The organism is Polynucleobacter sp. AP-Reno-20A-A9 (assembly GCF_018882085.1).
GTDB lineage: Bacteria > Pseudomonadota > Gammaproteobacteria > Burkholderiales > Burkholderiaceae > Polynucleobacter.
On record NZ_JACVPB010000003.1, the window covers coordinates 1 to 26,615 of the forward strand.

19 protein-coding genes and 1 pseudogene are annotated in these 26,615 nt (G+C 46.3%); 2 read left to right on the forward strand and 18 right to left on the reverse strand.

Annotation, left to right across the window (positions count from 1 at the left end; all coding sequences use genetic code 11):
• From ICN39_RS03305 to hrpA, 17 genes and pseudogenes are all read right to left on the reverse strand, one after another.
• Nucleotides 1–193, reverse strand: a pseudogene (locus ICN39_RS03305) (IS3 family transposase); the annotation flags it as partial.
• Nucleotides 194–282: 89 nt separating this feature from the next.
• On the reverse strand, nucleotides 283–1,170 hold the full coding sequence (locus ICN39_RS03310; RefSeq protein WP_216232687.1) for an alpha/beta fold hydrolase: 888 nt from the start codon (nucleotides 1,168–1,170) through the stop codon (nucleotides 283–285).
• 139 nt (nucleotides 1,171–1,309) lie between these two features.
• A complete protein-coding gene (locus ICN39_RS03315; protein WP_216232688.1) occupies nucleotides 1,310–2,410 on the reverse strand; it encodes a patatin-like phospholipase family protein in 1,101 nt (366 codons plus the stop codon).
• Between the two features lie 66 nt (nucleotides 2,411–2,476).
• On the reverse strand, nucleotides 2,477–3,787 hold the full coding sequence (locus ICN39_RS03320; RefSeq protein WP_216232689.1) for a lipase family protein: 1,311 nt from the start codon (nucleotides 3,785–3,787) through the stop codon (nucleotides 2,477–2,479).
• A 143-nt stretch (nucleotides 3,788–3,930) separates the two neighbouring features.
• Nucleotides 3,931–7,068 (reverse strand): efflux RND transporter permease subunit, encoded by a 3,138-nt coding sequence (locus ICN39_RS03325; RefSeq protein WP_216232690.1) that lies wholly within the window; start codon nucleotides 7,066–7,068, stop codon nucleotides 3,931–3,933.
• 2 nt (nucleotides 7,069–7,070) lie between these two features.
• Entirely contained in the window at nucleotides 7,071–8,324 is a 1,254-nt protein-coding gene (locus ICN39_RS03330) for an efflux RND transporter periplasmic adaptor subunit (protein ID WP_216232691.1), read from the reverse strand.
• Entirely contained in the window at nucleotides 8,321–10,000 is a 1,680-nt protein-coding gene (locus ICN39_RS03335) for an efflux transporter outer membrane subunit (RefSeq protein WP_216232692.1), read from the reverse strand. Before ICN39_RS03335 ends, ICN39_RS03330 begins: the two co-directional genes overlap by 4 nt.
• 88 nt (nucleotides 10,001–10,088) lie before the next feature.
• On the reverse strand, nucleotides 10,089–10,937 hold the full coding sequence (gene xth / locus ICN39_RS03340) for an exodeoxyribonuclease III (protein ID WP_216232693.1): 849 nt from the start codon (nucleotides 10,935–10,937) through the stop codon (nucleotides 10,089–10,091).
• Nucleotides 10,930–12,381 carry a nitrogen regulation protein NR(I) gene (ntrC, locus tag ICN39_RS03345; RefSeq protein WP_216232694.1) on the reverse strand — a complete coding sequence of 484 codons (1,452 nt, stop codon included), beginning with the start codon at nucleotides 12,379–12,381 and terminating at the stop codon, nucleotides 10,930–10,932. Before ntrC ends, xth begins: the two co-directional genes overlap by 8 nt.
• Nucleotides 12,378–13,499: a nitrogen regulation protein NR(II) gene (gene glnL / locus ICN39_RS03350; RefSeq protein ID WP_370623685.1), complete on the reverse strand. Its 1,122-nt coding sequence runs from the start codon at nucleotides 13,497–13,499 to the stop codon at nucleotides 12,378–12,380. Before glnL ends, ntrC begins: the two co-directional genes overlap by 4 nt.
• Nucleotides 13,500–13,525: 26 nt before the next feature.
• Nucleotides 13,526–14,941 (reverse strand): type I glutamate--ammonia ligase, encoded by a 1,416-nt coding sequence (gene glnA, locus ICN39_RS03355; RefSeq protein ID WP_216232696.1) that lies wholly within the window; start codon nucleotides 14,939–14,941, stop codon nucleotides 13,526–13,528.
• A gap of 205 nt (nucleotides 14,942–15,146) precedes the next feature.
• Entirely contained in the window at nucleotides 15,147–16,013 is an 867-nt protein-coding gene (locus ICN39_RS03360; RefSeq protein WP_216860010.1) for a molybdopterin-binding protein, read from the reverse strand.
• Nucleotides 16,006–16,875, reverse strand: coding sequence for an EI24 domain-containing protein (locus ICN39_RS03365; RefSeq protein ID WP_216190082.1), 870 nt, complete (start codon nucleotides 16,873–16,875; stop codon nucleotides 16,006–16,008). The genes ICN39_RS03360 and ICN39_RS03365 overlap by 8 nt, the downstream gene beginning before the upstream one ends.
• A 59-nt stretch (nucleotides 16,876–16,934) precedes the next feature.
• Nucleotides 16,935–17,906, reverse strand: a complete 972-nt coding sequence (locus ICN39_RS03370) for a sterol desaturase family protein (RefSeq protein ID WP_216232697.1) — start codon at nucleotides 17,904–17,906, stop codon at nucleotides 16,935–16,937.
• Between the two features lie 3 nt (nucleotides 17,907–17,909).
• Nucleotides 17,910–18,686, reverse strand: a complete 777-nt coding sequence (locus tag ICN39_RS03375; protein WP_216232698.1) for a polysaccharide deacetylase family protein — start codon at nucleotides 18,684–18,686, stop codon at nucleotides 17,910–17,912.
• A gap of 7 nt (nucleotides 18,687–18,693) precedes the next feature.
• Nucleotides 18,694–19,740: a cytochrome D1 domain-containing protein gene (locus tag ICN39_RS03380; protein ID WP_255532273.1), complete on the reverse strand. Its 1,047-nt coding sequence runs from the start codon at nucleotides 19,738–19,740 to the stop codon at nucleotides 18,694–18,696.
• A 71-nt stretch (nucleotides 19,741–19,811) separates the two neighbouring features.
• Nucleotides 19,812–23,849 (reverse strand): ATP-dependent RNA helicase HrpA, encoded by a 4,038-nt coding sequence (gene hrpA / locus ICN39_RS03385; RefSeq protein ID WP_216860954.1) that lies wholly within the window; start codon nucleotides 23,847–23,849, stop codon nucleotides 19,812–19,814.
• Nucleotides 23,850–23,902: 53 nt separating this feature from the next.
• Between hrpA and argA the strand changes: the two genes are divergently transcribed.
• Both argA and ICN39_RS03395 read left to right on the forward strand, forming a co-directional pair.
• Complete coding sequence (gene argA, locus ICN39_RS03390; protein WP_216190079.1) at nucleotides 23,903–25,267, forward strand: amino-acid N-acetyltransferase; 1,365 nt, start codon at nucleotides 23,903–23,905, stop codon at nucleotides 25,265–25,267.
• Nucleotides 25,268–25,308: 41 nt separating this feature from the next.
• Nucleotides 25,309–25,581, forward strand: coding sequence for an oxidative damage protection protein (locus tag ICN39_RS03395; RefSeq protein WP_015421224.1), 273 nt, complete (start codon nucleotides 25,309–25,311; stop codon nucleotides 25,579–25,581).
• Between the two features lie 256 nt (nucleotides 25,582–25,837).
• Here the strand turns inward: ICN39_RS03395 and rpiA are convergent, their stop codons facing one another.
• Entirely contained in the window at nucleotides 25,838–26,548 is a 711-nt protein-coding gene (gene rpiA, locus ICN39_RS03400; protein ID WP_216232699.1) for a ribose-5-phosphate isomerase RpiA, read from the reverse strand.
• Nucleotides 26,549–26,615 lie beyond the last annotated feature (67 nt).

Sequence of the window (26,615 nt, forward strand, 5' to 3'; positions counted from 1 at the left end):
GGACTTTAAACTCTGGGGAGTAGCGTTGGAAGCTGGGGTTAAGGCCACTATGACCATGGGCTTGATAAGCCAAGGTCCATTTACGGACATCTGAATGGCTAATCTTAAATAAGTGACCTACCCGCCTGAGACCGCCTGACTTTAAAAACTCTTTAACTACCTTTAGCTTGAACTGCTTGCTGTACTTGCTCATAAAACAAAACCCCCTTGGTTGGACATAATGTCCAACTTTTGGGGGTCAGTTCAAATGAGTGGCTTTTAACTTTAGCAATGCTGACCTAACTAGTCTTTTTGGAGAAATACATTCACAGTCTCAGAAAGCTTCTTATAGCTTTGAAATAAGAATGCATGACCGCCCTCATAAAAAGCCAACCAAGCAAAAGGGATTTGATTGGCAATCACAACTGAGTTTTTTGGATTGTCGATAATGTCCTCACGACCGTCAGCCACTAGAACGGGAACTTTAATTTTCTTTAAATCCTGGTAGTTCTGATTATCAGCATTCCACAGAGTAATGCGAGCACGAACTTGGCGCTCTTTGGCTTCTTTAGAAATTACAAAATCATCAGGGATAGCTCCTGCATCTTTTGCCGCCATAAATCTCCCGTATACAAGTTTGGCAGCTGCTTTGCCTTCAGGGGTAATTGGGAACAATAACTCGAAATTCTCCATAGGAGAAAGGCTTGGATTATTCAACTCCTCTCCAACCTTTTTATCAATAGCGATCTGATATTTTCCACCGGGATTTGGGGCACACAGAATGACTTTGTTAACCAGCTCTGGATGTCTGATAACAAGCTGCTGGCCAATTCGTGCACCCATTGACCACGAGAATACGTTTACCTTTTTGAAACCCAGCGCCTTAACCAAGCCTGCGGCATCGTCTGCCATTTGCGGAATGGTTGTATTGTTTTCTTTGGTATCGGTTGAGAGTCCAGCGCCGCGGTTATCAAAAATGATCAGCTGGTTATTCTTTGACAACTCACCGAGCAGGGCTGGATCCCAAGCACTCATGGTGGCGGCATAGCCCATAATAAGGATCATGGGGTCACCTTTGCCTTTTAGGTAGTAGGCTAATTTCACATCTCCTACTTGGGCATACTTAACCTCAGGTTTTTCTTGAGCTTGAACTGGAATGCTTAGACCCAGAGAAACGAAAATGATAGCCATCGTTAAATAAATGCCTCGCATTAAAGCGGTAGTCAAAACGCTTAGGGAGCTATTAAGAGCCGTCATAAGGCCTAGTTTGGATTAGTTTTAGAAAGGGTCATATTAGCATTTCAATACCGAGCAAGAATTGCTTTGATCTCTAAGCGGACATCCAAAAACGCTTCATCTCAGGGAGATCTTGCATTCCTCGCTCATATCCATACTTAATGGCTGGCTCCATAATTGCCGGATCTACAACACTCATGGTTTTTCTGCCGGGGAGCATCCCAACCACAACCAACTTGGTCTTTGTGCCGACCGCCTCCAAGTCTTTTACTTCTAGCAAAATGGTATTAGGCAGATGGTTCAAACGCAGCCCTTCTTTTTCCTGGTCAATAGTATCTGCAAGGGCAACTACTAGAGCTCGCTTAGATCCCGCAACAATGTCGCAATGGGTTTCGGTAGAGCCAATACTGCCATCCATACAGACACGATCCTTAACCCAGGTTGGGCCAGTGACGCCTGGCGCAGAAGCACTAGCCGCACAGGCATCAATGACCGATACACCCGAATCTGGAGCAATCACTAAACGCTCAGCCGTATAACAATCAATCGTGGTGATGTACATCTTCTGGGGGATAGTTTTCATACCCCCCAGGAAAACTTTGATGTTATTTTGAAACTTTTCAGATGGAATGGATTTTGCAGCCATTGCAGCATGGCCAATCGCCTGAATAGTATCGGGATTACCATCCTTGGCATTAAGCCCCATCTTCATTACACGCTCCTGGCTGGGCAAGAATTTTTTCGTTGGAACTAGCTTAGCCATGACCTTTGGATAGTCGGCCAATAAATTAAATTCTGCTGAAAATAGGTCCAGGCGGCTACCTAATAAAGCACTTCCCAAAACTGCGCCAGCAGATGTGCCAACCACAATGTCTGCCAAGCGAAGATCAATACCATTGGTTAGCATTGCATGAAAGTAGCCAACTAAAAATGAGCTCATGTATTCAGAGCCTCCACCTAATACGATCGCCCTATCTTTGCCCTTACCCGGAGGATTTTTATATGGAATGGGATGGGCTAGACCATCATCCCAGCTTGAGGTTGTTTTCTGAATGTCTTTTGCATCCAAAGCTCTGACTTCTGCAATAGTCTTTTTAGATAGGCCTGGCGATTGGGCAAAAGCCTGAGTGCTAACAGCAACTGCCGCACCAATTGCAGATGATTTAAGGAAATTACGGCGAGTGGGTTGGGCCATACATATACTCCTAAAGAATAACCACCCGAAGGTGGTTATGGATGTCTAAGCTTTTTGAAATTGACATTACTGCTTCTGACTTGGTTGCGGGCAACCATTTGCCAGCGGCTTACCTGCAATGCGATCCTTTACCCAAGCTAGATACATAGGCGCTGATACGCCAGGAGTTGTAAAGTGCGTTTGCTCACCTGGTAACTGATTTCTTCCCACATTCGCTCCCATTGCGCACATCTGCTTTTGATAAAGCTCGTGCATGAGTGGTGGGACTGCAGTATCTTTGGTACCCCAATAAATAACTACTGGCGCTACTGGTTTTACTGGTTTTACGCTGCCATTAATAAATGCTTTGATCCACGCTAAGGAGTTACTAGGCTGGGGCTTAATCAAAGACTTGTATTGATCGCCGTAAGCATAGCTAAATGAATCAGCCATCACGTGAACACATTTATTGCCGGCTAACTGGTTAACAACCTTTACACCCTCATCAGTCAAAACATCTGTTAGCTTCAGGTTCGGATTAGCTGCTTGAGCTCCCCACAGACCCATGACGTAATGAGCAAATAGAAATACATTTGGGACATTCGCCTGAGTAAATTCATTCATGAGCTTATTAGCGCCTACCTCATCCGCTGGTAACTTTGGCAATACCGCTGCTACATCATCTGGTGCTAACGCAACAAATCCAAGATATTGGAGATTATCTGCCGCAGTGCCCTGTTGAGCTTGGTACTCTGGCAGACTTGCAGCTGCAATCGTCGCCCCGCCACCTTGAGACCAGCCATAAATAATGGCCCTTTTGCCAGCGCCGACTTCTTTCATGGAGCTAGCTGCTCTTGCAGAATTAATGGCATCTCTACCATTAGTTTGAGCCACTGCGTATTGATGCTTACCGCCACCGCCTTGACCTTGATAGTCGGTAGCAACGATGACATAGCCTTCTTTAATGAACTCCTCCACATTCGGAATGCCGTAGTCAGTCCAAGAATTACCATCCATTAAAAAATACTCATTTAAAGGAGTGACTGGGTTAATAATTTGAGAGGGGCCACAGTTTTGGGCTGATCCTGTTGTGCCATGAACCCAGGCCATGATCGGCCTACCCTCTTTAGGAGCCTGTCCAATAGGCGCTACGATTAAACCAGTCGAAATGGTCTTACGCTCAGCAACATCTGAAGAAATATAAGCAATCTTCCATGCTTGCGCACCTTTAACGGATGTTTCTATCTTTTCTTTTTTAATAATCTGCCCCAACTTACCCTCTGGAGCCATTTTCATGACAGAAGCATAAAAAGGTGGCATTGGAGGCTCGGCAAATGTAACTGGAGACATTGCACCAAGATAGGCGCCAAAGATCAGAATAGATAGTAATTTTTTCATCGGAGTTTGAAAGTAATCAAGGCGCAAGCCCTGTTGGTTAAAAATAGAACAATTCTAGTAAATATACCAAACTACATTTACCTATATCCCATGGAATTGCTGGGGAAATCCCGAACTTACCAGCGAGATATCCCTTCTAATGATTACTTTGGCGCAGCCTTGTCAGCCTTCTTATTTTTACGATTCTCAAAGAAGGTTTCGATTTCAACATAGAAGACTGGCACCAATGCTACTGCAAGGCATGTGGAGGCAATCATGCCGCTGAATACCGTAATACCCAGAGAGATACGTGCTGCTGCACCTGCACCAGTAGAGGTTAGCAATGGCATCACCCCCAATATGAAAGCGATAGATGTCATAACGATTGGTCTAAAGCGCTCTCTAGAAGCCTCTAGTGCGGCATCAACAAAACTCATGCCTTTGTGTCTGCACTCAATGGCGACCTCAACAATCAAAATAGAGTTCTTACAAGAAAGAGCGATCATCAACACCAGACCAATCTGAACATAAATGTTGTTCGGTAGGCCCGTAAGCAATAAGGCCAATACCGTTCCTGATAAAGAAAGTGGCACTGCAGTCAGAACTGCCAATGGAGCAACCCAAGTTTCATATTGCGCTGCGAGCACTAAGTAGACCAATAAGATCGATAGAGCAAAGATCAAAATTACCGTGTTTCCGACCAAATCTTCTTGATAAGACATGCCGGCCCACTGATAAGCAATGCCATCCGGCAAAGTCTTAGCAGCTACCTGCGCGAGAACCTTCATTGCTTGTCCAGAGCTATAGCCATCATTAGCCGCACCTAAGACGGCAGCGGAAGGATAGAGCTGAAACTGTGATGCGAATGCTGGTCCAGTGGTATCTTTGACATCAATGAAGGATCCAAGCGGAACCATGTTGCCGCTCTTGTTTTTGACATAGAGTCGATTCACCTGCTCTACAGCATCCCGATATTTGCCATCAGCCTGCACATACACTTGGTAGGTTTGGCCATATTTGAAGAATTGATTGACGTAAGAAGATCCAAGATAGGATTGCAATACGTCGTAGGCATCACCAATATCCACACCAAAAGTTTCGGCCCTACCCACATTAAAGCTGAGCTGAAGTTGTGGAACATTATTTTGGAATGGCGTAAAGATCATCATGATCTCTGGATGTTTTTGTGCCTCAGCAATAAAGGCCTTAGCGGCAGCGTCTAACTTGGCAAAATTATTACTACCATCAGTCAGCATCAACCTCATCTCAAAACCACCCGATAGACCCAAGCCCGGAATAGCTGGCGGCAAGAGCACAAAGGACTTGAGCTCTTGAACCTGCTTAAGCCCTGCGTTCATATTGTTATAGATGTCACGAAGGCCCTCACCCTTGCCTCGCTCTTCCCATTTCTTCATGATGACATAGAGGCCACCGCTATTGGATTGGGAGCTACTGTTGTTCAGCAAGTTAATGCCGCCGATCACCACAACCGTATCAACGCCAGGAACCTTCTTAATCACCTCAACTGCTTTTTTCATGCCCCCTTCGGTCCGCTGTAAAGAGGCTGCATCAGGCAAAGTAGTTGAAACAACTAAATAGCCCTGATCTTCGTTTGGAATAAAGCCGGACGGTACAAACATCAAGCCGATGAGAGAAGCAACAATAATCGCAATACCCACCATCGATGCTTTAGCTCGATTCTTCATCAAGCCTTCAATCTTGTGGCCATACCAAGTTGCCAGACGATTGAAATACAGATCAAATTTTTGATAGAGCTTATTTTTAACCTTGTTAGGGTCAATCGGCTTTAAATACTGAGCTGACTGGGTTGGCTTCAGAGTAATCGCATTGATACCACTAATCAAGGCAGTTGCTGCAATCACCAAAGCAAACTGTCGGTACATTTGCCCGGTAATACCCGCAATAAATGAAGCAGGAATAAACACCGCCATTAAGACCAGGGTGATGCCAATAATCGGACCCATCAAGGCGGTCATGGCATCAATTGCACCCTGCTTAGGATCCTCACCCTCTTCCACCTTCTTAGAAACCGCCTCGACCACCACAATCGCATCATCAACCACAATGCCGATACATAAAACGATTGCAAATAAAGTGAGCAAGTTAATAGAGAAGCCAAGAGCGGCCATACAGGCAAACGCACCAATAATCGTGACAGGCACCGTTGTCGCAGGCACCAGTGTGGCACGCCAGTTCTGCAAGAAAATCATGATTACGAGAAGAACTAAGATGCCCGCCTCGTAAAGCGTTTTATAAACCTCATGAATAGAGGCCTTCACAAACATCGTGGTATCAAATGGAATAGCCCAAGTCACTTCTTTTGGAAGTGTGTTGGCAATACTCTTCATCTCATCCTGAACTGCTTGTGCAGTAGCAATCGCATTAGCACCTGGCATTTGGTAAATAGCTATTCCACCTGCAGGCTTGTCATCAATCTTGAAGAATTGACTGTAGTTCTGACTGCCCATTTCAATTCTGGCGATATCACGCAAGTAAGTGATTTCAGCCTTACCGCCAGACTTGACGACGATTCTGCCAAACTGCTCAGGAGTGGTCATAGCACTGGTGACATTAAGCGTTAGCTGAAAGTCTTGCCCCATTGGCGTTGGTGGTGCACCAATTTGACCTGCCGTGAGCAATACGTTTTGCTTATTAATGACGGCAATTACATCACTTGGCGCCAGATTGCGCATCTTGAGCTGGGCAGGATCAAGCCAAACTCGCATACTGTAATTACCCACACCAAACACATTGGCTGCAGCCACACCGGGCAATCGTGCCAAGCGCTGTTGCAGTTTGAGGTTTGCTAAGTTACTTAAAAATAAGCCGTCATGCTCTGGATTAGAAGAAGTTAGGGTGACGAACTGCAAAATAGCAGTCGATTGAGTCTTTGTTGTCACGCCCTGCTTTTGAACTGCCTGCGGCAAAGAAGGAAGCGCAATGGCTACTCGGTTTTGTACATTAACCTGGGCTAAATTAGGGTCTGTGCCAACTTTAAAGGTAACAGTGAGTGTGTAGTTTCCATCATTGGTGGATGCGGACTCCATGTAGAGCATGCCATCAACACCATTGACCTGAGTCTCGATATTGCTAGCAACCAATTGCTGCACTAGCGTGGCACTTGCACCGGGATATCTAGCGGTCACCTGGATTGTAGGCGGAACGATATTGGGATATTGAGCAATCGGCAGGCTATTAATCGATACTGCCCCGATCAATAGCATGATCAGAGCAATCACATTGGCCAGTACCGGCCGTTCGATAAAAAATTTAGAGAGCATGATTATCGAGCCGGCATTGCCTCAAGCGTAACCTCGGTTGGTTTGGCAATTTGATTAATACTCAGGTTAATAAACCCATTTATAACTACTTTGCTATCGGGATTTAAACCTTTGCTAATCTCTACATATTTCTCAAATCGCTGACCCAAGTTAATGTCTTGACGTTGTGCACGCAGGGCATTATCCAAAACAAAAACATAATCACCCACTTGATCTGTCATGACGGCAGTCTTGGGTAGCAGTAGAGCCTGTCTTGGCGCGCCATATTGAGCCATAACGCGAGCATATAAGCCAGGGATTAACTGGTACTTCTCATTCTTAAAGATTGCCCGCAATTGCAAGGCACCAGTCTCTGTGGATATTAAATTAGCAGCATAATCCAAGACACCCTCAAAAGGATAACCAATCTCACCTTGAAGACCAACGTAGATGGGTAAGGTATTTACTTCAGACTTGCGCTCCGCATTTTGGTCTTGACTCTTTTGAAACTTTAAGTAATCCCTCTCATTAATAGAGAAGTAAACATAGATGGGTGAGATTTGCTGAATAGTGGAGAGCTGAACACCTTTTGTAGTGCTATCTAAATAGGCACCAACATCTAATAAGTGTCTTCCCATGAGGCCATCAAAAGGTGCCCTGATTTCGGTATAGCCCAAATTAATCTTTGCGAGGGTTAAATTAGCTTCCGATTGCTGGAATTGGGATAAGGCTTTATCAACCGCAGCCTGAGAGGTTGCATTCTCTTTAAGTAGAGATTTCTGGCGACCATACTCTAGCTTCGCTTCGGTATAAATTGCCTGTTTTAATTTCACCTCTTGTATGTATTGGTCTTGCTCAATGACAAATAGAAGATCGCCCTTCTTCACCATAGCACCGTCAGCAAAACCAATCTTAGTCAGGTAACCCTTAAGCCGTGCATCAAGGTTTACTGTGAGGTATGGATCCACCAAACCATCGAACGTTGCGAAACTACGAATTTCTTGAGAAAGTGGTTGCGCAGTTGTGACTGGAATTGGGTTTTGCTTAATTTCTTTGCCACAGGACTTCAAACAAATCAGCACAATCAAAGCAATGAGAACAAAGAAAGATACGCCAATCGTCCGAGGTGAAAGCTTCTTTTTCAGAATAGGAATTTCAACTGTACTTAACTTTACTAGGAGTGCATTCCATTTGGCTAAGAGTGAATTCCCTAGCGTCACAATACGACCCCAAATAGGCATCAGTAGAAGTTTGGCTTTAATTAATAGATCTTTCATGGCGCAGTACTTCCCTGGGTCGGCGGAATAGGTGTATTTGATGGTGCAATAACTGGGGTTGGTGCTATAGCTTGCGAAGGCTTTGATGGATCTGGAGCATCCACTAGAAACTTACTAGCCTTCACCGTTAAGGGATCACCCGTCCTTGTAAGGACAGAGCCCCAATCTGTTCGGTCGGTCATATCAGCAATCATCTGGTCCGGCAACTTAGGGGGACTCATGTCCGCCGTCCAGCCGCCACCAAGCGCTTTAAATGCGCCTACATATCCGATGAGTTCGTTAGATGAAGTTTGGACCAGGGAGTTTTGGATATTCAATAGATTCTGCTGTGCAGTGATCACCGTGGTGTAATCGTTCTGCCCTGCCTTGTAGCGCTCAAGAGCCAAATCTGCCGCACTTTGCGCTGCAATCACGCCACGACTTAAATCTTCTTTCGAGCTTTTAGTAGTCGAGATAGTAATGAGCGAGTCTTCAACTTCCTTCTGAGCATTCAAGACTTGATTTTGATAGGCTAAAAGGCTTTGCTGGAAGATAGCATCCTGCACGCGGACTTGATCCACAATTGCGCCTCTATAAAAAAGTGGTAAGTAAAGTCCGGCATTTACCCCAGAAGAGTTATTGCCCCAACTAAATAAATTAGCAGAGGATAAGGTTCCGTAATTTGAGGTGGCATAACCAAAGATACCGCCCAAGGTAAATGTTGGAAACAGTTGCGCCTTGCTTACGCCAATTAAGGCAGATTTAGAGGCGGCATCAAATTCGGCCTGCAACACATCTGGGCGTCGACGCAATAAATCTCTTGGCATACCAACCCCAAGATCAGCAGGAGGCTTCAGACTTCCCTTAGTGTTTCCGTAAGTCTTTTCATAGTATTCAGGGGGCTCGCCAAGCAAAATACTCATGGCATGCTGGTTTTTCTTTAAATTTGCGATCAATGCCGGGATTTGGGCCTTCGTCTGTTCATACTGTGCTTGTGCCTGACTTAAATCGAGCATTGAAGTGGCGCCATATTTAAAACGAGCACCTGCAATACGCAAACTTTCTTTTTGCAAGGCCAGATTGGTTTTGGCAACCACGATCAGTTCTTCGTAGTTACGAATATTGATATAGGTATTGGCCACATCCGCAGTTAAAGAAACATCTGCCGAGTAGAAAGCTGCAACCCCAGATAAATAGGAGGTCAATGAACTCTGAATTCCGCGGCGATTCTTCCCCCAAAAATCTATCTCCCAACTCATTTGAACTAAGGCATTTTTTGAGACTAAATTATTGGAATCATTAATCGCCTCTTGTATTGCACTGTTTCGATTATTGGAATAGGAAGCGCTTAAATTAACAGTTGGCAATAATGCGGCATCACTCACACCCAGTTGCGCCTGCAGTTGATATATCCGCAAAGCAGTTTGCTGCAAAGTGAGGTTTTGCGCAGTAGCTTGCTTTAGCAAGGTATTGAGCGTTGGATCATTAAAGCTCTGCCACCACTCCACTGGGTCCAGTATCTTATTTGAGTTTTCACCCAAGGATTCGGTAAATTCTGTTTGAGCGGAGGATTTATATTGATCAGCGGCCTTAACAGGGGGTCTTGCAAAATCTGGGCCAACCATCGTGCAGCCGGCAAGCATCAAGATGCCGGTAATCATTAATGCATGGGTAATCGCTTTTCTAGGTGATGGCATTAAAGGGGTCAGTTTTTTAAAGCTAAAGGGCTCACCAAATGGTGCTATTTCTATCAATAATAAGCCAATATAACCCCAGCCCAGAATACTAAACCTTGCTCATTACCGCTATCACAGGGGCATGGTCTGAAGGCTGCTCCCAGGCTCTAGGCTCTTTGTCTACTGTGCTGGCACTACATTTATCCTTGAGCGCCTCGCTCAGCAAGATGTGATCAATCCGCATACCGGCGTTTCTTCTGAAACCCATCATGCGGTAATCCCACCAACTAAAGGTTTTGGGCGCCTGTTCAAACATCCTGAATGAATCATGAAGCCCAAGCTTGATGAGATCTTGAAATGCTTCGCGCTCTGCTGGTGAAACGAGGTTCTGCCCTTCCCATGCTTTAGGGTCATGAACATCTTGATCTGCCGGAGCAATATTGAAATCACCTAAGAGTGCTAAACGCTCGCTCTGTTGAAGCTCTTCTGTTAACCAAGTTTGCAATGCTTTCAACCAAGCTAATTTGTATTGAAACTTGTCGCTATCTGGTGACTGCCCATTTGGAAAATAAGCCGATACCAGTCTCATCGGTTTCGTACCAGCAAAACAGACTGTAGCCGCAAGAATGCGCTGCTGCTCATCTACGTAATTTGGAATATTTCTAATGGGTTTTAGAAATGCTGTTTCTGGATCAGAAGCGATTGGTGCTAGAGCGGCTTTGCGCAAGATGATCGCCACACCGTTATAGGTCTTTTGACCTGCAGCCAAGCTTAAGTAACCCGCATCTTCCAGCTCTTTATAGGGGTACTTATCATCCGTGAGCTTAAGCTCTTGTAAGCAGAGCGCATCTATCGGCTGCTTCTTGCTTTCCTGGTCCTGCAACCAACGAAGGACTTGTGGAAGGCGAACCTTTAAAGAGTTCACGTTCCACGCGGCTATTCGAACAGAATCAGTCATCAATACCGAGCTCTTGTAACTTACGGGTAATCGTATTGCGGCCTATACCTAGGCGCTGAGCAGCCTCCACCCTTCTTCCACGAGTAACCTCTAGAGCTGCCTGCAATACCGCCTTTTCAAAACGTGCAGTCAAGGCATCAAAAACTTCTTTATCGCCATCTTGCAACATCTTCACAGCAAGTCGCCCTAAACCACTCTCCCAGTCACCTACTGCAACTTTGGCGGCAACAGGATTGCTTGGCGAAGACTCTCCTTGAATAATGATGGGTTGCTCACTCGCCTCGGCAACAATGTCAGCTGGAAGATCGCTTACGCCGATCACATTTGCAGACGTCATCACCGTTAACCAGTGACACAAGTTCTCTAATTGACGTACGTTGCCCGGAAATGGCATGGCGCTCATTTCTTTTAAGACTTCATCAGACAATTTTTTAGATTCAACACCTAAAGATTTCGCGCAGCTAAGCATGAAATGTCTAGCCAGCATTGGAATATCTTCACTACGCTCACGCAATGAAGGCATGCGCAAACGAATCACATTCAAGCGATGTAACAAGTCTTCACGGAAGAAGCCGGCGGCTACTCTCGCATCCAAATTTTGATGGGTTGAAGCAATGATCCGAACATTTGCCTTAATCGGATCTTGACCGCCAATGCGATAAAAATGTCCGTCAGTCAGAACACGGAGTAAACGGGTTTGTAGATCAAAAGGTAAATCCCCAACCTCACCCAAGAATAGAGTACCGCCGTCGGCTTGCTCAAAGCGACCACGACGCAAAGTCTGAGCGCCAGGGAAAGCGCCACGCTCATGACCAAATAACTCAGACTCCAACAAGTCTTTTGGTACGGCAGAAGTACTTAAAGACACAAATGGACCTTTGGCGCAAGGACTGTGCTTATGAAGAGCATGGGCAACCAACTCTTTGCCTGTACCAGACTCACCAGTAATCAGGACTGTGGCGTTAGATTGCGCTAAGCGCCCAATCGCGCGGAAAATTTCCTGCATTGCTGGTGCTTGACCAATAATCTCAGTGGCATCCTGCCTCCATGCAGTCAACTCTTTCGCACCAGAGTCATTGCGGATGCCCTGCTCTACAGCGCGGTGGATTAATTCAATCGCCTTTTCGACATCAAAAGGTTTGGTGAGATATTCAAAGGCACCACCTTGAAATGAAGAGACGGCTGAGTCCAAATCCGAATAAGCCGTCATGATAATGACCGGTAAATTCGGATGACTTGCTTTCACGTGTTGCAATAAATCTAAGCCATTACCACGTGGCATGCGAATGTCAGAGATCAACACCTGAGGAGATTCTTTTTCCAGGGCATTGAGCACATCATTTGGATTAGAGAAACTTTTGTGCGGAATATTTTCACGCGCCAAGGCTTTTTCTAAGACCCAACGAATAGATTGATCATCGTCAACGATCCAAATTGGTTTCATGATGCTTTCTCCTGCCTACGGTATGGAATTTGAATATGAAAATCGGTGCGACCAGGACGACTATTACAAGCAATAGATCCCTGGTGCTGCTGAACAAAGGTTTGCGCTAGGGTAAGACCAAGCCCACTGCCACCCTCTCTTCCTGAAACTAATGGGAAGAAGATGCGCTCAATAATTTCTTCTGGAATGCCGGGTCCGTTATCAATCACATGCAGGTCCATCGCAAGTTTGTAGCGATGCTTTGCAATCGTGACAGAACGCGCCACGCGGGTCTTCAACTCAATTTGCGCAACACCACTGGTAATCTCTTCTGAAAGCGCTTGTGCAGCGTTATGAACAATATTTAAGGTTGCCTGAATCAATTGCTCGCGATCACCTAAGACATCAGGCAGACTTGTGTCGTAGTTACGAATAATTCGCAAACCTTTTGGAAACTCTGCCAAGACTAAACTGCGCACGCGCTCTAATGCTTCGTGCACATTGAAGGATTCCATCACGTGCGCCTTGCGATGCGGCGCTAAGAGACGATCAACTAAAGTTTGTAGGCGATCTGACTCTTTAATAATGACTTGTGTGTACTCGCGCAAGCCTTTGTCTGGTAACTCAAACTCCAACAGCTGTGCTGCCCCACGAATACCACCCAATGGGTTTTTAATCTCGTGCGCCAAATTACGCATTAATTGTTTATTTGCCTCAACTTGCTGCGTCACGCGTTCATCGCGCTCACTACGCAACTGTTGATCGATTGGAAACCACTCCATCAAAATTAGACCGGGATCTTCTAAAGCGGCTACCACTACGTGTGCCGGCATGGAATCCTGATGAATACTACTGGGCAGCGAATGCAAAATCATTTCTTGGCGTTGCGCGAGCACATGCCCCAGCTTCACCTCAGAAATCATGTCATTTAATGCAACGTTATCGCCAAATAAATGATGCACAGATTGACCCTCAAGTGATTTACGCGAGAGGTCCAAAGCTGACTCAGCAGCTGGGTTCACGTATACCATTTGTTGGTTCTCAGCCTCAAATACCACGATGGCATTGGGCATCTGATCAAGCAATGTCGGAAAAAAAGGAGCAGCCGAAGCTGCTCCCTTGAACGAATTGCGCAACAGACCTGCGCTCAAGTTCTCTCCTTCGCTTACAGGGAGTAGTACATATCAAATTCGATTGGATGAGTAGTCATACGGAAACGTGTGACATCTTCCATCTTCAAATTGATATATGCATCAATCATAGATTCAGTAAATACTCCACCGCGAGTCAAGAACTCGTGATCTTTCTTCAATGCATCCAATGCCTCTTCCAAGCTTGCGCAAACAGTTGGGATCTTTGCATCTTCTTCTGGTGGCAAGTCATACAAGTTCTTGTCAGCAGCTTCGCCTGGATGAATCTTGTTCTGAACACCGTCCAAACCAGCCATCATCAATGCAGAGAAGCAGAGGTATGGGTTGGCCAATGGGTCTGGGAAACGAGTTTCAATACGACGACCCTTAGGATTGGGAACGTGTGGAATACGAATTGAAGCAGAACGGTTACGTGCTGAGTATGCCAACTTCACTGGAGCCTCAAAGCCTGGAACTAAACGCTTGTATGAGTTTGTGCCTGGATTAGTAATCGCATTCAATGCTTTAGCGTGCTTGATGATGCCGCCAATGTAGAACAAAGCAAACTCAGACAAACCTGCGTAGCCGTTACCAGCAAACAAGTTCTCGCCGTTTTTCCAAATAGACTGGTGAACGTGCATACCCGAGCCGTTATCGCCAACTACTGGCTTAGGCATGAATGTTGCTGTTTTGCCGTAAGCGTGAGCAACGTTTTGAATAACGTACTTCTGCCAGATAGTCCAGTCAGCGCGTTGTACCAATGTACTGAACTTTGTACCCAATTCGTTTTGGCCTTGACCAGCAACTTCATGGTGATGAACTTCAACTGGAATACCTAATGATTCAAGAATCAAACACATCTCAGAACGCATGTCTTGGAATGTATCGACTGGAGCAACTGGGAAGTAACCGCCTTTTTTACCTGGACGGTGACCAGTGTTGCCGCCTTCGATTTCCGCACCAGATGACCATGGCGCCTCTTCGGAATCAATCTTCACGAAGCAACCCTGCATGTCAGCACCCCAACGAACGCCGTCAAAGATAAAGAATTCTGGCTCTGGACCAAAGTAAGCAGCGTCACCTAAGCCGGTGCTCTTCAAATATGCTTCAGCGCGCTTAGCGATGGAACGTGGATCGCGATCGTAACCTTTGCCATCGGCCGGCTCGATAACGTCACAAGTGAGAACCAAAGTTGGCTCTTCATAGAATGGATCGATGTAAGCAGCTGTTGGGTCTGGTTTGAGCAACATGTCTGAAGCTTCAATACCTTTCCAACCAGCGATAGAAGAACCGTCAAATGCATGACCGCTCTCAAATTTATCTTCGTCAAAAGCAGAGATAGGAACTGTCGTGTGCTGTTCTTTACCCTTTGTATCCACAAAGCGGAAATCAACGAAAGTACACTCTTTCTCTTTTACTAACTTCATCACATCAGCGACGGTCTTCGTCATGCAAATCTCCTCTATTAACTAAATTCGGAATCAAAACTTAAGGCATACACCCTTGTTTATTCCAGGCACCAAACATGCCTATTGGATGTATGTAATTTACTGAAGCAAACAAATGGGAACTTCCATTATTGCACTGTTTAAGTGCCCAAATATCCCTTATACAAGCTCAAATACTCCTATTTGCACCATATTAGTGCAAATAGATTCAGCTGATGTCGTGGATTTCATAACCCAACTCCTGGGTGCCCGCTCTCAAGGCAATCCAAGCACTTTCCAGAAGGTTTGCATTGCCCTTAATGCCCAATTCAATATGGCGTTGGGCGTAGACACCGCCCCTGCTGGAATCGCCTACAGATGGCAGGCTAAAGACCTTCACCCCAGGAAAATTAGCTTCTATATGCTCCATTAAGGGCGTCAAAGTCGATTCAATGCCCTTAGGAACAATAAAGCTCTGCTCCGCCCAGTTTTCTTGATGGAAAAGATCCTTGTAATGTGTATCCAGACACCAAGCCATCATCGGCGCAGCCATCACTGGAAAGCCGGGAACAAAGTGATGCTCTTGAATTCGAAATCCCGGAATCTGGTTGTATGGATTCGGAATGATTTCACTGCCAATCGGAAACTCTCCCATCTTGAAGCGATGTTGATTCTCGGGAGTATTTAAATCTGCCTTAATCGGATCGCCCTCTGCCATCGACTGAATGCGGCCGGCAATCAACTCTTGCGCAGTAGGATGTAATTCGGTTTTAGTTCCCAATGCGAGTGCTGCGCATTGGCGGGTGTGATCATCTGGTGTTGCGCCTATACCGCCAGTACTAAATACAACGTCTCCGCTTGCAAAGCTCTCCTTTAGCGTAGCAGTGATTTGTGCAGCATCATCTGCAACGTATTTCGCCCAAGCAAGAATGAGGCCGCGCTCATTGAGCAACTCAATCAGCTTGCTCATGTGTTTATCTTGGCGACGTCCTGACAAAATCTCATCGCCAATCACGATTAAACCGAAGCGACGTTGTGCTGCAGCTGCTACATCTTTTGGTTCGTCAATTTCAACTTTTTTGATTGCATCAACCATGGTAAGGGAGTTCCATATCAACAACACGTGAATCCACTGTAAGTGCCTTATTCAATTCCTCTTCTCTTAGTTGCTTGAGTGCATCTAACAAGAAGTAGCTAAACCAGAGGGCAGCAAACACGAAAATTAAAGAATAAATCCAAAGCGCCACAAAACTCACAATCGGAAATAGGACTAGAGCCAAGGCGGAGGTGGCCCAGAAGAAAGTAGGCACTGCACCCAACATCCCCGAGGCAATACCCATGCAGAGCAAAGGCCAGTGATACTTTTGAAGCAGCAGATCACGCTCTTCAGTGCTGGCATGTTTGGCCAATACGTCATACGACATCAGGCGCATCGTTAACCAACCCCAAAGCAATGGTGGCAATACTGCCACTAAAGGAGGCACCCACCATACGGGCAAGGTCAACATCACCAACACTAAACAAATGAGCGCTGACCACAAGGAGTAAATCAAGCTACCAAAGAAACCGCCGCCCCGCTTACATTCAAGATCATGAAATTGAGATTGTCTAGAGGCGATTTTGACGATCGCAGGAACAGTTGAAAAAGCGATAAACACAAGCAAGCTGATCGTGATTAACGGAATGATCAGCATGACAAAAAAGAGAGGCGCAATCCATGCTCTGGCATTTTCAAAGCCTGCCCAAATAAGCCCCTCCTGTATCCAGCTCGTAAAGATGGAGGTGGTTAGAAAAATACTGAGCGCTTCAAGTGCTGGCGTCCATGTGAGCCAAATCAGCACACCCCATAAAACGGAGACGATCAGAAATGGCCTCAAGCTTAGCCAGAGCATGCGTGGATGCATGGTCCCAACCAAAGCCATGCCAAACGATTTGAATACCTGCTGCAATCCGACCATACAACTCCTATTGCCCTATTACCCCATTACTCCATTACCCGATTACCCAGTCAGTAAACCTACTTAGGCATGATTTCTTTAAGGGCGCGAACCAAACCTTGCCATTGTTGAGTAAAGATATTGTGTGAGACAGTTAAATTTCTTACGCCTGTAGGATAGACCTCTTTGGGGAAGATGGCCGTTCTAAACAGCATGTCCCACCATGGAAACAAAATACCAAAATTACAGCCGCCTAGAACACCTGGCTTGCCCTTGGCCTCATGACCATACCCAACTGCATGGTGCATGCGATGAAACATTGGGGAGATCAATAGATATTTTGCAGGCCCCAAGTGAACTTTGATATTGGCATGCTGCCAGCTTTGAATAAATTGGCTGAGCGCAATCAACATAATGAATTGCCCTGGAGAAACACCAAATAAGAGCGCAAAGAAGGCCATAAAACTCGCGCGCATGATGTCATCAATAATGTGATTTCGGTTATCTGACCAAGCAGTCATGATGGTTTGACTGTGATGCAAAGCATGTAGTTGCCACCACCAGTTAAAGGCATGTGAAGCGCGATGGTAAAGGTAATCAACGAAATCTAGCAGCACTAGATAAATCAAGAAGCTCACCACCGGAACTGAGCTCACCCCCGGCCACCAGGACTCTACATTCAATCGACCAAAACGAAAGTCGTGCAGAATGGAATCGATTTCAAAGAAGAATCCCGATAGGGCAATAAATATAAGTCCGTGAAATATTCCCAGGCGATGAAACAAGGTGTAGAACATATCCGCCCTGCTCGCTTTTGCAAAGCGTTCTTGCTTTTCTGCTGGAGCAAGTCTTTCCCAGGTCCTGAGTACAAAGACAATTAAGAAAATCTGAATGCAGCCAAACAAAAACCAATCGATGCCATCGAAGAGATCTTCAGCCCAAGACATCAAATCAAACTGATACAGAATTGGGCCTACGATATTGGAAAACAGAAACTCCTGAACACTGGCGTAAGCGTCTGAAATAAAGGAGGTGATGGTATTGAAATCCATGTCTTATTTTGCTGGATTTGGGGAATTCTTGGGCAGGAGCCCAAAGCAGAAGCCACGCCCCTTGAGGTTGACGATGAGTTGCTCCAAAACCGCAGGTGCCCAAGGGTCTTTTCTAGACCAAATGCCTAAGTGGGCCATGGTAACGTCGCCATCCTTTAGATCTCTAGTGGCTTTATTCAAAAGAGCGTCATTGGGATGTTTGTCGGAATTCAACTCATCCCCCAAGAAACCAGCAGGTGCCCAGCCAATATGCTGATAACCACACATATCACCCATACGAATCAAAGTAGGTGAAGTTTTTCCGCCTGGTGCGCGCCATATTCTTTGAATTGGATGATCTGTGAGCTCCTGAAAGCGCTGATCTACCCTGCGAATTTCTTTACACATGGCTGCTTCGTTATAGAGAATCGTCATGCCTGCTTTTGGTCCAAATTGAGGTTTCTCAAACACCTCACCCTTTGGTCCATCTTTCACGAAATACGTATGGTCGTAAGTATGGCTACCAAAGTGATGACCTTCTTTAACGCGCTCTTGCCAATAGGCCTTCCAAGAATCACCTAAAGAAAAGTCGCCGCGGAAAGTTTTCTCGTTCGCCAAGAAAAAAGTGGCTTTCACGTTTTGTCGCTTCAGAATCTCCGCCACTTTTTCTGCTACAGACATATTGCCGGTATCAAAAGTTAAATAAACCTTCTTACTGCATTCCGCTTGCGCAATAGCGCCCAATGAAAAACAGCCGAGCAAAAGCGCGGCTGCAATACGGATGATCAATTGATTATTCATCGCTTGCTTATTCCCATCCAGCCCTTGGAGTAAAGAACACGCCATGTGGAGACTTACCTACTGGAATCACGGCAACTAACTTCATAGATGGAATATCAATCACGCCCACCTTCTTAGAGAATCGAAAAGTAACCCACAGAGTTTTGCCATCAGGAGTGATTTCCATATCGTCTGGACCTGCTGGTAGGCCTGTGATATCACCAACCTTCTCTAAGGTTTGCATATTGATCAAGCTAATTGTGGAGGCAATACGGTTGCTGACGAAGACATGCTTCTTATCGCCTAAGGGGCGGAAGTTATGAGCACCCTTCCCGGTTGGAATGCGTTTTACTTCTTTGCGATTCTTCCAGTCGATGACCTGAACATAATCTTCGCCTGTGATACCTACCAACAAATACTGGTCGCCAGGAGTCATCCATAAACCAGCAGGCACTTTTCCTGTAGGCATAGTCCACAATACGTTTTGGGTATCAAGGTCAATTGCCGAGAGCTCATTAGAATCTTGCAAGGTAATAAAAGCAATCTTGCTATCAGCAGTGAAAGCAATATGACTTGGTGTCTTTGCTAACTTCACCGTCTTAGCCAATTTAAGATCGGCACCATTAGCAGCATAAATATCTACACGGTCCAAACGGTTGCCGTTTGCTACGAACCATTTGTGGTTTGGTGAGTAACCAATTTGATAAGGGTCAATGATGTTCGGAATTTTGCCGTTCAACTCACCAGTAGTTGGGTTCATCAATACAACATCATTGCCAGCTGCGTTTGCAATGAGTAATGTTTTTTGATCAGGGGTAATCATCAAGTGATGAGGCTCTTTGCCAACTGGAATCGTTTTCACCACCTCACGGGTACTCATATCAATCAAGCTGACTGAGGCTGCACCTGAGTTGAGAATCACTGCCAGCTTTGGTTGATTTGCAGAGTTTGCCGATGTTGCTGCTGTTGCAACATTAGCGGCTTGCGCAAAGGCGTTTTGATTAGCCAACAGAAGTGCAAATAATGCAGAGGTCGCAATTGTGCAAAAACCTCTATTCTTGATAAATGTATACATACCTCTATTGTAAGCATTCAGAGGGGGTAAATTGACCTCTACAGCTCAATGGATATGCTTAGGTTTTTGACTTAGCGCAAGCTCGCCAATACCTTTTCAAGGCGCTTTAAGGACATCGGGGTCGGGGTTTTGAGCTCCTGGGCATATAAAGCCACCCTCAACTCTTCTAGCTGCCACCGGAAATCCGTTAAAGCCTGATCCTCAGACATTGCGTACGATGTGGCACCCTTGTTACCTTGCATCAACTTTTGCCATGGGCGAGCTACAGATTCCCAATCCTTTTGACATTGCGCATCACGGCTTGGGTTGGAGCGCAATTTATCGATTCGCATGGCAATAGCCTTCAGATATCGCGGCAGATGAACTAGTTGTGCATACGGTATTTCAGCGACAAACTTTGGAAAAATCAAACCTTGCATTTGGGTTTGAATATCAGCATAAGCAGTTGGTGAAGCGGCTTTGGCACTGGCTACTTTTTTCTGCAGATCTGCATGGGCCTGTAATGCATTTAATGCGTGACGTGAAATCTCTTGCGCAATCAGCGCTAACCGTGGCTTACCTGTCTGGAGTCGCTCTGCAAATTGCTCTGCATTGACTGGGAGAGGCTCACTCATACATGCACGTTCAAGAGCAAGATTGAGTATCTGATCAATTAAGCCATCAACGGATCCCACATTAATAAATAACAATCCCAGCTCACGAATGCCAGGCAACTGCTTTTGTAAAGCTTTGAGTGTGTCTTTATTGCTCAGAGCAAATAAGCGACGCAATCCAAGGACATGCTGCTTACGAGCCTCCTCCAAATCATCGAACACTTCAAGATCACAGAAATCAATACGATCGACTAATGCAGGGTAGCCAAATAGTGTTTTATTACCCTTTTGAATCTCTAAAGTTTCAGGCAGCTCACCAAACTCCCAGGAGCGGTAACCGCCCTGCTCGACTTTGCGTGTGGCATCAGCGGTCTTTACGCTCCCATTGATATTGGATTTACCTACTGGCGGCTCAACTCCTAGCTCTACCTGGGCAGTTTCCTGAGCAATCGCTTGGAAGGCACTGCGGGCAGTTTGCCCATACTCTGAACGTAAACGCGCTAAGTTGCGCTCCACCTCCAACTGGCGCCCATGCTCATCAATCAAACGGAAGTTCATGGATGAATGTAAAGGTAGTGACTCAGGCCTGAAGTCAGCGCGCTTAATCTCAAGACCACGCTCTTTACGGATATCGTTAATCAGACTATCCAAGAAATCACCTGTGCCAAATTGTTTTTTTTCCAGCTTGCGCTCGAGGAAAGATTTGGCGTAATCCGGTAGTGGTACACAATGGCGCCTCAATTTCTGCGGCAATGATTTGAGAAGCAGAAGTACTTTCTCTTCACACATGCCAGGCACCAACCACTCGCAACGGCGTCCGTCGACTTGATTGAGTTGGGTCAATGGAACAACGAGGGTCACGCCATCTTTTGGGCTGCCCGGCTCGAAGTGGTAAGTAAGGCTTAGTTGCGCGCCGCCGACCAACATGGTCTTTGGATAGCGATCGACTGTAATACCAGCCGCCTCATGGCGCATAAGATCTGCTTTTTCCAAGCGAAGCTGAGCATCTCGCTCATTTCCTTGATTTTTATCTTCTCCACCTTTTTTTGTCAGCCATGCTTTAAAACTTTCTCGACTACACACCCCTTTAGGAATGCGGGAGTCATAAAAGGCGAATAGCAATTCGTCATCCACCAATACATCAGGACGACGTGAGCGATGCTCTAGCGCTTCAATTTCTTTAATGAGGCGACGGTTATGCCAGAAGAATCCAAACAGATTGGGGTATTTTTTCTTGGCATCGGTTTCGGTTTCACGCTGTAATGCTAGCGTATCCATGCGCCCAAACATCTCCTCCTGAACCAATGCCTGACGAATAAATAACTCTCGTGCTTCATCCGGATTGTGAGGTTCGTAACGAACACGGCGGCCATGGTAGATGGGCAATCCATAAAGAGTTCCACGCTCAAATGCCATCACTTCACCTTGGCGGTTATCCCAGAATGGGTCACTCAAAGACTTAATCAGACGATGTGCCGCTACACGCTCAACCCATTGCGGCTCAATCTTTGCAATCGTTCTGGCATACATGCGATTGGTTTCTTGTAACTCTCCAGCCAGAATCCAAGCGCCCGCCTTCTTGCCAATCGTAGAGCCAGGCCAAATAAACGGACGAATACCGCGCGCCCCAACATAACTACCGGTTTTACTATTGCGGTCTTGGGGTTTTTCATCCTCTTCTTTTTTGGCTACATAACCGAGCAGCCCTGTCAGCAAAGAAAGATGGACTTTCTCATAGGTTGCAGCTAAACCATTTTCTTTCCAACCCTTCTCACCAAGCATAGTGTGTAACTGACCATGCACATCGCGCCACTCACGCAAGCGGCGCGGCGATAGAAATTTACTCTTACATAAATTCTCTAACTGGCGATTGCTGTGCTTATGTTGCAAAGCATCTTGGTACCAATTCCACAACTTTACGAAACTCAAAAACTCTGATCGCTCGTCGGCAAACTGCAAGTGGGCTTGATCTGCTGCAGCAGCTTGATCCATAGGTCGATCACGTGGGTCTTGGGTCGCTAGTGCAGAAGCAATAATGGTGACTTCTTTTAATGCGTTGTGCTCTTTGGCAGCTAAAAGCATTCTGCCAATGCGTGGATCTAGCGGTAAGTCTGCTAATTGCTTGCCTGTAGCAGTGAGCTTGAAGCTGTTATTTATGTCCTTACCATCCGTTGGATCTGATTCATCAAACTCAATCGCACCCAATTCATCCAAAAGCTGCACGCCATCGGCAATCGCTCTACCTAGTGGCTTATCAATAAATGGAAAGTGCTGAATCTTGGGCAAGCGCAATGAACTCATGCGCAATAGCACTGCAGCTAAGGAGCTGCGGAGTATTTCTGGGTCGGTAAATTTAGGGCGGCCTTGATAGTCTTGCTCGCTATACAAGCGAACACAGATGCCATCAGAGACACGCCCGCAACGACCTGCCCTTTGATTGGCTGCCGCCTGGGAGATTGGCTCAATCTGGAGTTGCTCTACTTTATTGCGGTAGGAGTAACGCTTCACTCTCGCCAAACCACTATCGATAACGTAACGAATGTTCGGGACAGTTAATGAAGTTTCGGCAACGTTGGTTGTCAGAATGATTCTGCGGCCGTTGCCCGGGCTAAATACCCTCTCCTGCTCAGCAACCGACTGGCGCGCAAACAGACTCAGAATCTCCGGATGAAAGCGTTGCTGCAAGACATGATCTTTACGTAAGGCCTCAGCACAATCGCGTATCTCACGCTCGCCTGGCAAGAACACCAATGCATCTCCAGCACCCGCTGCGCCTTCACGCCATAGACTCGCAATCTCTTCGGTCACTGCATCCGGAATTTCCTTTGCAGTCTTGGATTCTTTTTTGCCATCTGGCTTTACATCTGGCTCGAGCGGCGCATAACGCTGCTCCACCGGAAAGAGTCGACCGCTGACTTCAATGACTGGCGCTACTTTGCCATTCATTGCAAAGTGCTCAGCAAAACGCTGAGCATCGATGGTCGCTGAAGTGATGATCAGTTTGAGATCAGGTCGCTTAGGCAGTAATTGGCGCAAGTACCCCAATAAGAAATCAATATTCAGACTGCGCTCGTGCGCTTCATCAATGATGAGCGTGTCATAAGCGCGAAGCTGAGGATCACGCTGGGTCTCGGCGAGCAGGATGCCATCTGTCATCAACTTGATAGAAGCGGTATTGCTAGTCTTATCAGCAAAGCGCACTTGATAACCAACATCTTGACCAATAGGTGAGCCTAGCTCTTGGGCAATTCTCTTGGCAGTGGCAGTTGCTGCGATTCGACGAGGTTGGGTGTGGCCGATCAGCTTTCCGCCATTGATCGTGCCTCGCCCCAGATCCAAGCAGATCTTCGGAAGCTGAGTAGTCTTGCCTGAGCCCGTCTCACCGCAAACAATCACCACCTGGTGGCCCTGCAGGGCATCTTTGATCAGCTGACGCTGACCAGAGACCGGCAATTCCTCCGGAAAGCGAATTTCTAGCTTGCGTGAGGTGTTGGAAGCAGGCACAGGCTTGGGCATTGCTTTGGGTTTTTGTTGGTTTATAGGCTCTTGCACCCTATAATTTTCTCACTATGCCAACAAATGCACCGAACCAGGCCTTAATGGCCGAAGAAACGACCTCCAACTTCCCTTTCGTAGGGTGGTTGCGCGATGTTGCGCCCTACATTCACAGCTTCCGCGAGAAGACCTTTGTTATCGCTTTTGCCGGCGAACTTGCCCAAGAAATCGGTCTTGAGAACCTGATTGAAGATATCGCCATGTTGCATGCCATGGGCATGCGCATTGTGCTGGTTCACGGTATCCGCCCCCAGATTGAAGAGCAGCTCATGCTGCGTAATATTAAGAGCAAGTTTGGTAAGAGCGCCCTGCATAGCTATCGGATTACTGACGCCGCTGCACTCGAGTGCGTTAAAGAAGCCGCCGGTGAATTGCGTCTCGACATTGAGGCTGCGTTTAGTCGTGGACTTCCAAATACTCCAATGGCGGGCTCACGTATTTCCGTTATCTCTGGCAACTTTATTACTGCGATGCCTGTGGGCGTCGTGGAAGGCACAGACTACATTCACACCGGCTTGGTACGTAAAGTGGATTCTGGTTCGATTAGACAATCTCTAGACAGCAACAAAATTGTTCTACTCTCTCCACTAGGCTTCTCTCCAACAGGTCAAGCATTTAATCTGGCCTATGAAGATGTAGCAGCTTCTACTGCTGCTGCATTAAAGGCAGACAAGCTGATTTTCTTGAGCCCATACGCTGGCTTAAAAGATGCTGAGGGTGACTTTATTACCGAGATGTCTATGCCGCAGCTCCAGGAATACATTGGCCAGCATAAGGATATGGATCTTGGCATGAAGAGCCTGCTCAATACTTCTGGCAGAGCTATCCGTGCAGGTGTTAGCCGCGTTCACTTCCTGCCCTGCAATCAAGATGGCGCACTTTTGGAAGAACTCTTTACCCATGATGGTATTGGCATGATGCTTGCCTCATCCGATATCGAGAACTTGCGTGAAGCCAATCAAGATGACGTTGGCGGCATCTTGCAATTGACTATGCCTCTGGAAGATGAAGGTATCTTGGCAGCTCGTGGTCAAGACGTGATCGAGCGTGATATTCAACGCTTCTCAGTAATTGAGCATGACCGCGTACTCTTCGGTTGCGCTGCCCTCTTCCCATTCCCAAATGGTGTTGGTGAATTAGCCTGTCTTGCCGTTGATCCAGATGTTCAAGGTTCGGGTGACGGCGAGCGTCTTCTCAAGCGGGTTGAAATGCGCGCCAAGCAAGAAGGCATCAAAAAATTATTTGTTCTCACCACCAGAACGGAGCATTGGTTCTTGAAACGTGGCTTCAAACGGGCATCAGTAGATGACTTGCCCGAAGAAAGAAAACAAATTTATAACTGGGATCGCAAGTCCATGGTTTTAACTAAAGATCTATAAGAAATCTAAGCAACTACAGAATTACTAGAAAGGCATTACAGATGGCACGCATGGTTCAATGCATCAAACTCAACAAAGAGGCTGAAGGAATGGATTTCGCCCCGCTTCCAGGCGATCTTGGCAAAAAGATTTGGAATCAAGTTTCCAAAGAAGCCTGGGCTGCCTGGTTAAAGCAACAAACGATGCTCATTAATGAAAACCGACTCAATATGGCTGACCCACGTGCACGCCAATACCTTTTAAAGCAGGTTGAGAAGTACTTCTTTGAGGGCGGCGCTGATATGGCACAAGGTTACGTGCCACCAGCAGAGTAAATATTCATTAGCTTTTAATTAATTATTGATTTGGGGTGTTGACACCGCCAAAGATAAGCGTAGGATGAAGTCGTGGTGAGGCAGTTTTGGTGCCCCGCTACATTGGCGAAAGCCACTCTAAATAAGTACATCTATGTACTTATAGGCTAAGGAACTAAATACCTTCCGAAAGCCTGTGCCATGCATACCATGGCAAACAAACCCGATGGGCATACCCCGTCGGGTTTTTTAATACCTAAATAATCTCAAGCTGTAATTAGAGAGCTATGCGTTCCACACCAGCAGCATTGCTGACCAGCAGAATATTGGCTTTTTCTTTGGCAAATAAGCCAACGGTAATCACTCCAGCGATTTGATTGATTTGCGCTTCCATCTTCAGTGGGTCAGCTATCTTAAGGCCCGCCACATCTAAGATCCAACCGCCGTTATCCGTCACGAATGGCTCGCTTGGTGTTTGATTCAGATCGGCGCGGGTGTTTTTCGCTAAGCGCAAAGTCACCTTGCCGCCAAACTTCTCCAGCTCTCTGCTGACAACGCCTTGAGCAAGCGGAATGATTTCCACCGGCAATGCAAAGTTACCTAGAACTGGCACTTGCTTAGACGAATCGCAGATACAAATAAATTGTTTGGCCATCGAGGCAATAATTTTTTCTCGAGTGAGCGCCCCGCCGCCACCTTTAATCATATGTCCAGATGGATCGATTTCATCAGCGCCATCAACGTAGGCCGGTAGGCCTTGCACATCATTGGGATCTAAAACCTGAAAGCCATGTTTGAGTAGGCGCTCAGTAGTAGCATTAGAGCTCGATACCGTGCCAGCAAAATGATCCTTATGAGGAGCTAGCGCATCAATGAAGCAATTTGCAGTTGAGCCTGTGCCAACACCCAAAATCTGCCCAGCAGGAAGCTTAAGCACTTCGTCTCTAGCCGCTTCACCCACCATTTGCTTTAATTGATTTTGATTCATATGCCTACTGAATACCTTTATGACTTAATTGGAATGGAGTAATAATCCATCTATCATATGATATTCA

Coding starts and splice junctions, on each gene's coding strand:
- ICN39_RS03310 (WP_216232687.1), bottom strand. CDS start 1,170: ATGGCTATCATTTTCGTTTCTCTGGGTCTAAGCATTCCAGTTCAAGCT.
- ICN39_RS03315 (WP_216232688.1), bottom strand. CDS start 2,410: ATGGCCCAACCCACTCGCCGTAATTTCCTTAAATCATCTGCAATTGGT.
- ICN39_RS03320 (WP_216232689.1), bottom strand. CDS start 3,787: ATGAAAAAATTACTATCTATTCTGATCTTTGGCGCCTATCTTGGTGCA.
- ICN39_RS03325 (WP_216232690.1), bottom strand. CDS start 7,068: ATGCTCTCTAAATTTTTTATCGAACGGCCGGTACTGGCCAATGTGATT.
- ICN39_RS03330 (WP_216232691.1), bottom strand. CDS start 8,324: ATGAAAGATCTATTAATTAAAGCCAAACTTCTACTGATGCCTATTTGG.
- ICN39_RS03335 (WP_216232692.1), bottom strand. CDS start 10,000: ATGCCATCACCTAGAAAAGCGATTACCCATGCATTAATGATTACCGGC.
- xth (WP_216232693.1), bottom strand. CDS start 10,937: ATGACTGATTCTGTTCGAATAGCCGCGTGGAACGTGAACTCTTTAAAG.
- ntrC (WP_216232694.1), bottom strand. CDS start 12,381: ATGAAACCAATTTGGATCGTTGACGATGATCAATCTATTCGTTGGGTC.
- glnA (WP_216232696.1), bottom strand. CDS start 14,941: ATGACGAAGACCGTCGCTGATGTGATGAAGTTAGTAAAAGAGAAAGAG.
- ICN39_RS03360 (WP_216860010.1), bottom strand. CDS start 16,013: ATGGTTGATGCAATCAAAAAAGTTGAAATTGACGAACCAAAAGATGTA.
- ICN39_RS03365 (WP_216190082.1), bottom strand. CDS start 16,875: ATGGTCGGATTGCAGCAGGTATTCAAATCGTTTGGCATGGCTTTGGTT.
- ICN39_RS03370 (WP_216232697.1), bottom strand. CDS start 17,906: ATGGATTTCAATACCATCACCTCCTTTATTTCAGACGCTTACGCCAGT.
- ICN39_RS03375 (WP_216232698.1), bottom strand. CDS start 18,686: ATGAATAATCAATTGATCATCCGTATTGCAGCCGCGCTTTTGCTCGGC.
- ICN39_RS03380 (WP_255532273.1), bottom strand. CDS start 19,740: ATGTATACATTTATCAAGAATAGAGGTTTTTGCACAATTGCGACCTCT.
- hrpA (WP_216860954.1), bottom strand. CDS start 23,849: ATGCCCAAGCCTGTGCCTGCTTCCAACACCTCACGCAAGCTAGAAATT.
- argA (WP_216190079.1), top strand. CDS start 23,903: ATGCCAACAAATGCACCGAACCAGGCCTTAATGGCCGAAGAAACGACC.
- ICN39_RS03395 (WP_015421224.1), top strand. CDS start 25,309: ATGGCACGCATGGTTCAATGCATCAAACTCAACAAAGAGGCTGAAGGA.
- rpiA (WP_216232699.1), bottom strand. CDS start 26,548: ATGAATCAAAATCAATTAAAGCAAATGGTGGGTGAAGCGGCTAGAGAC.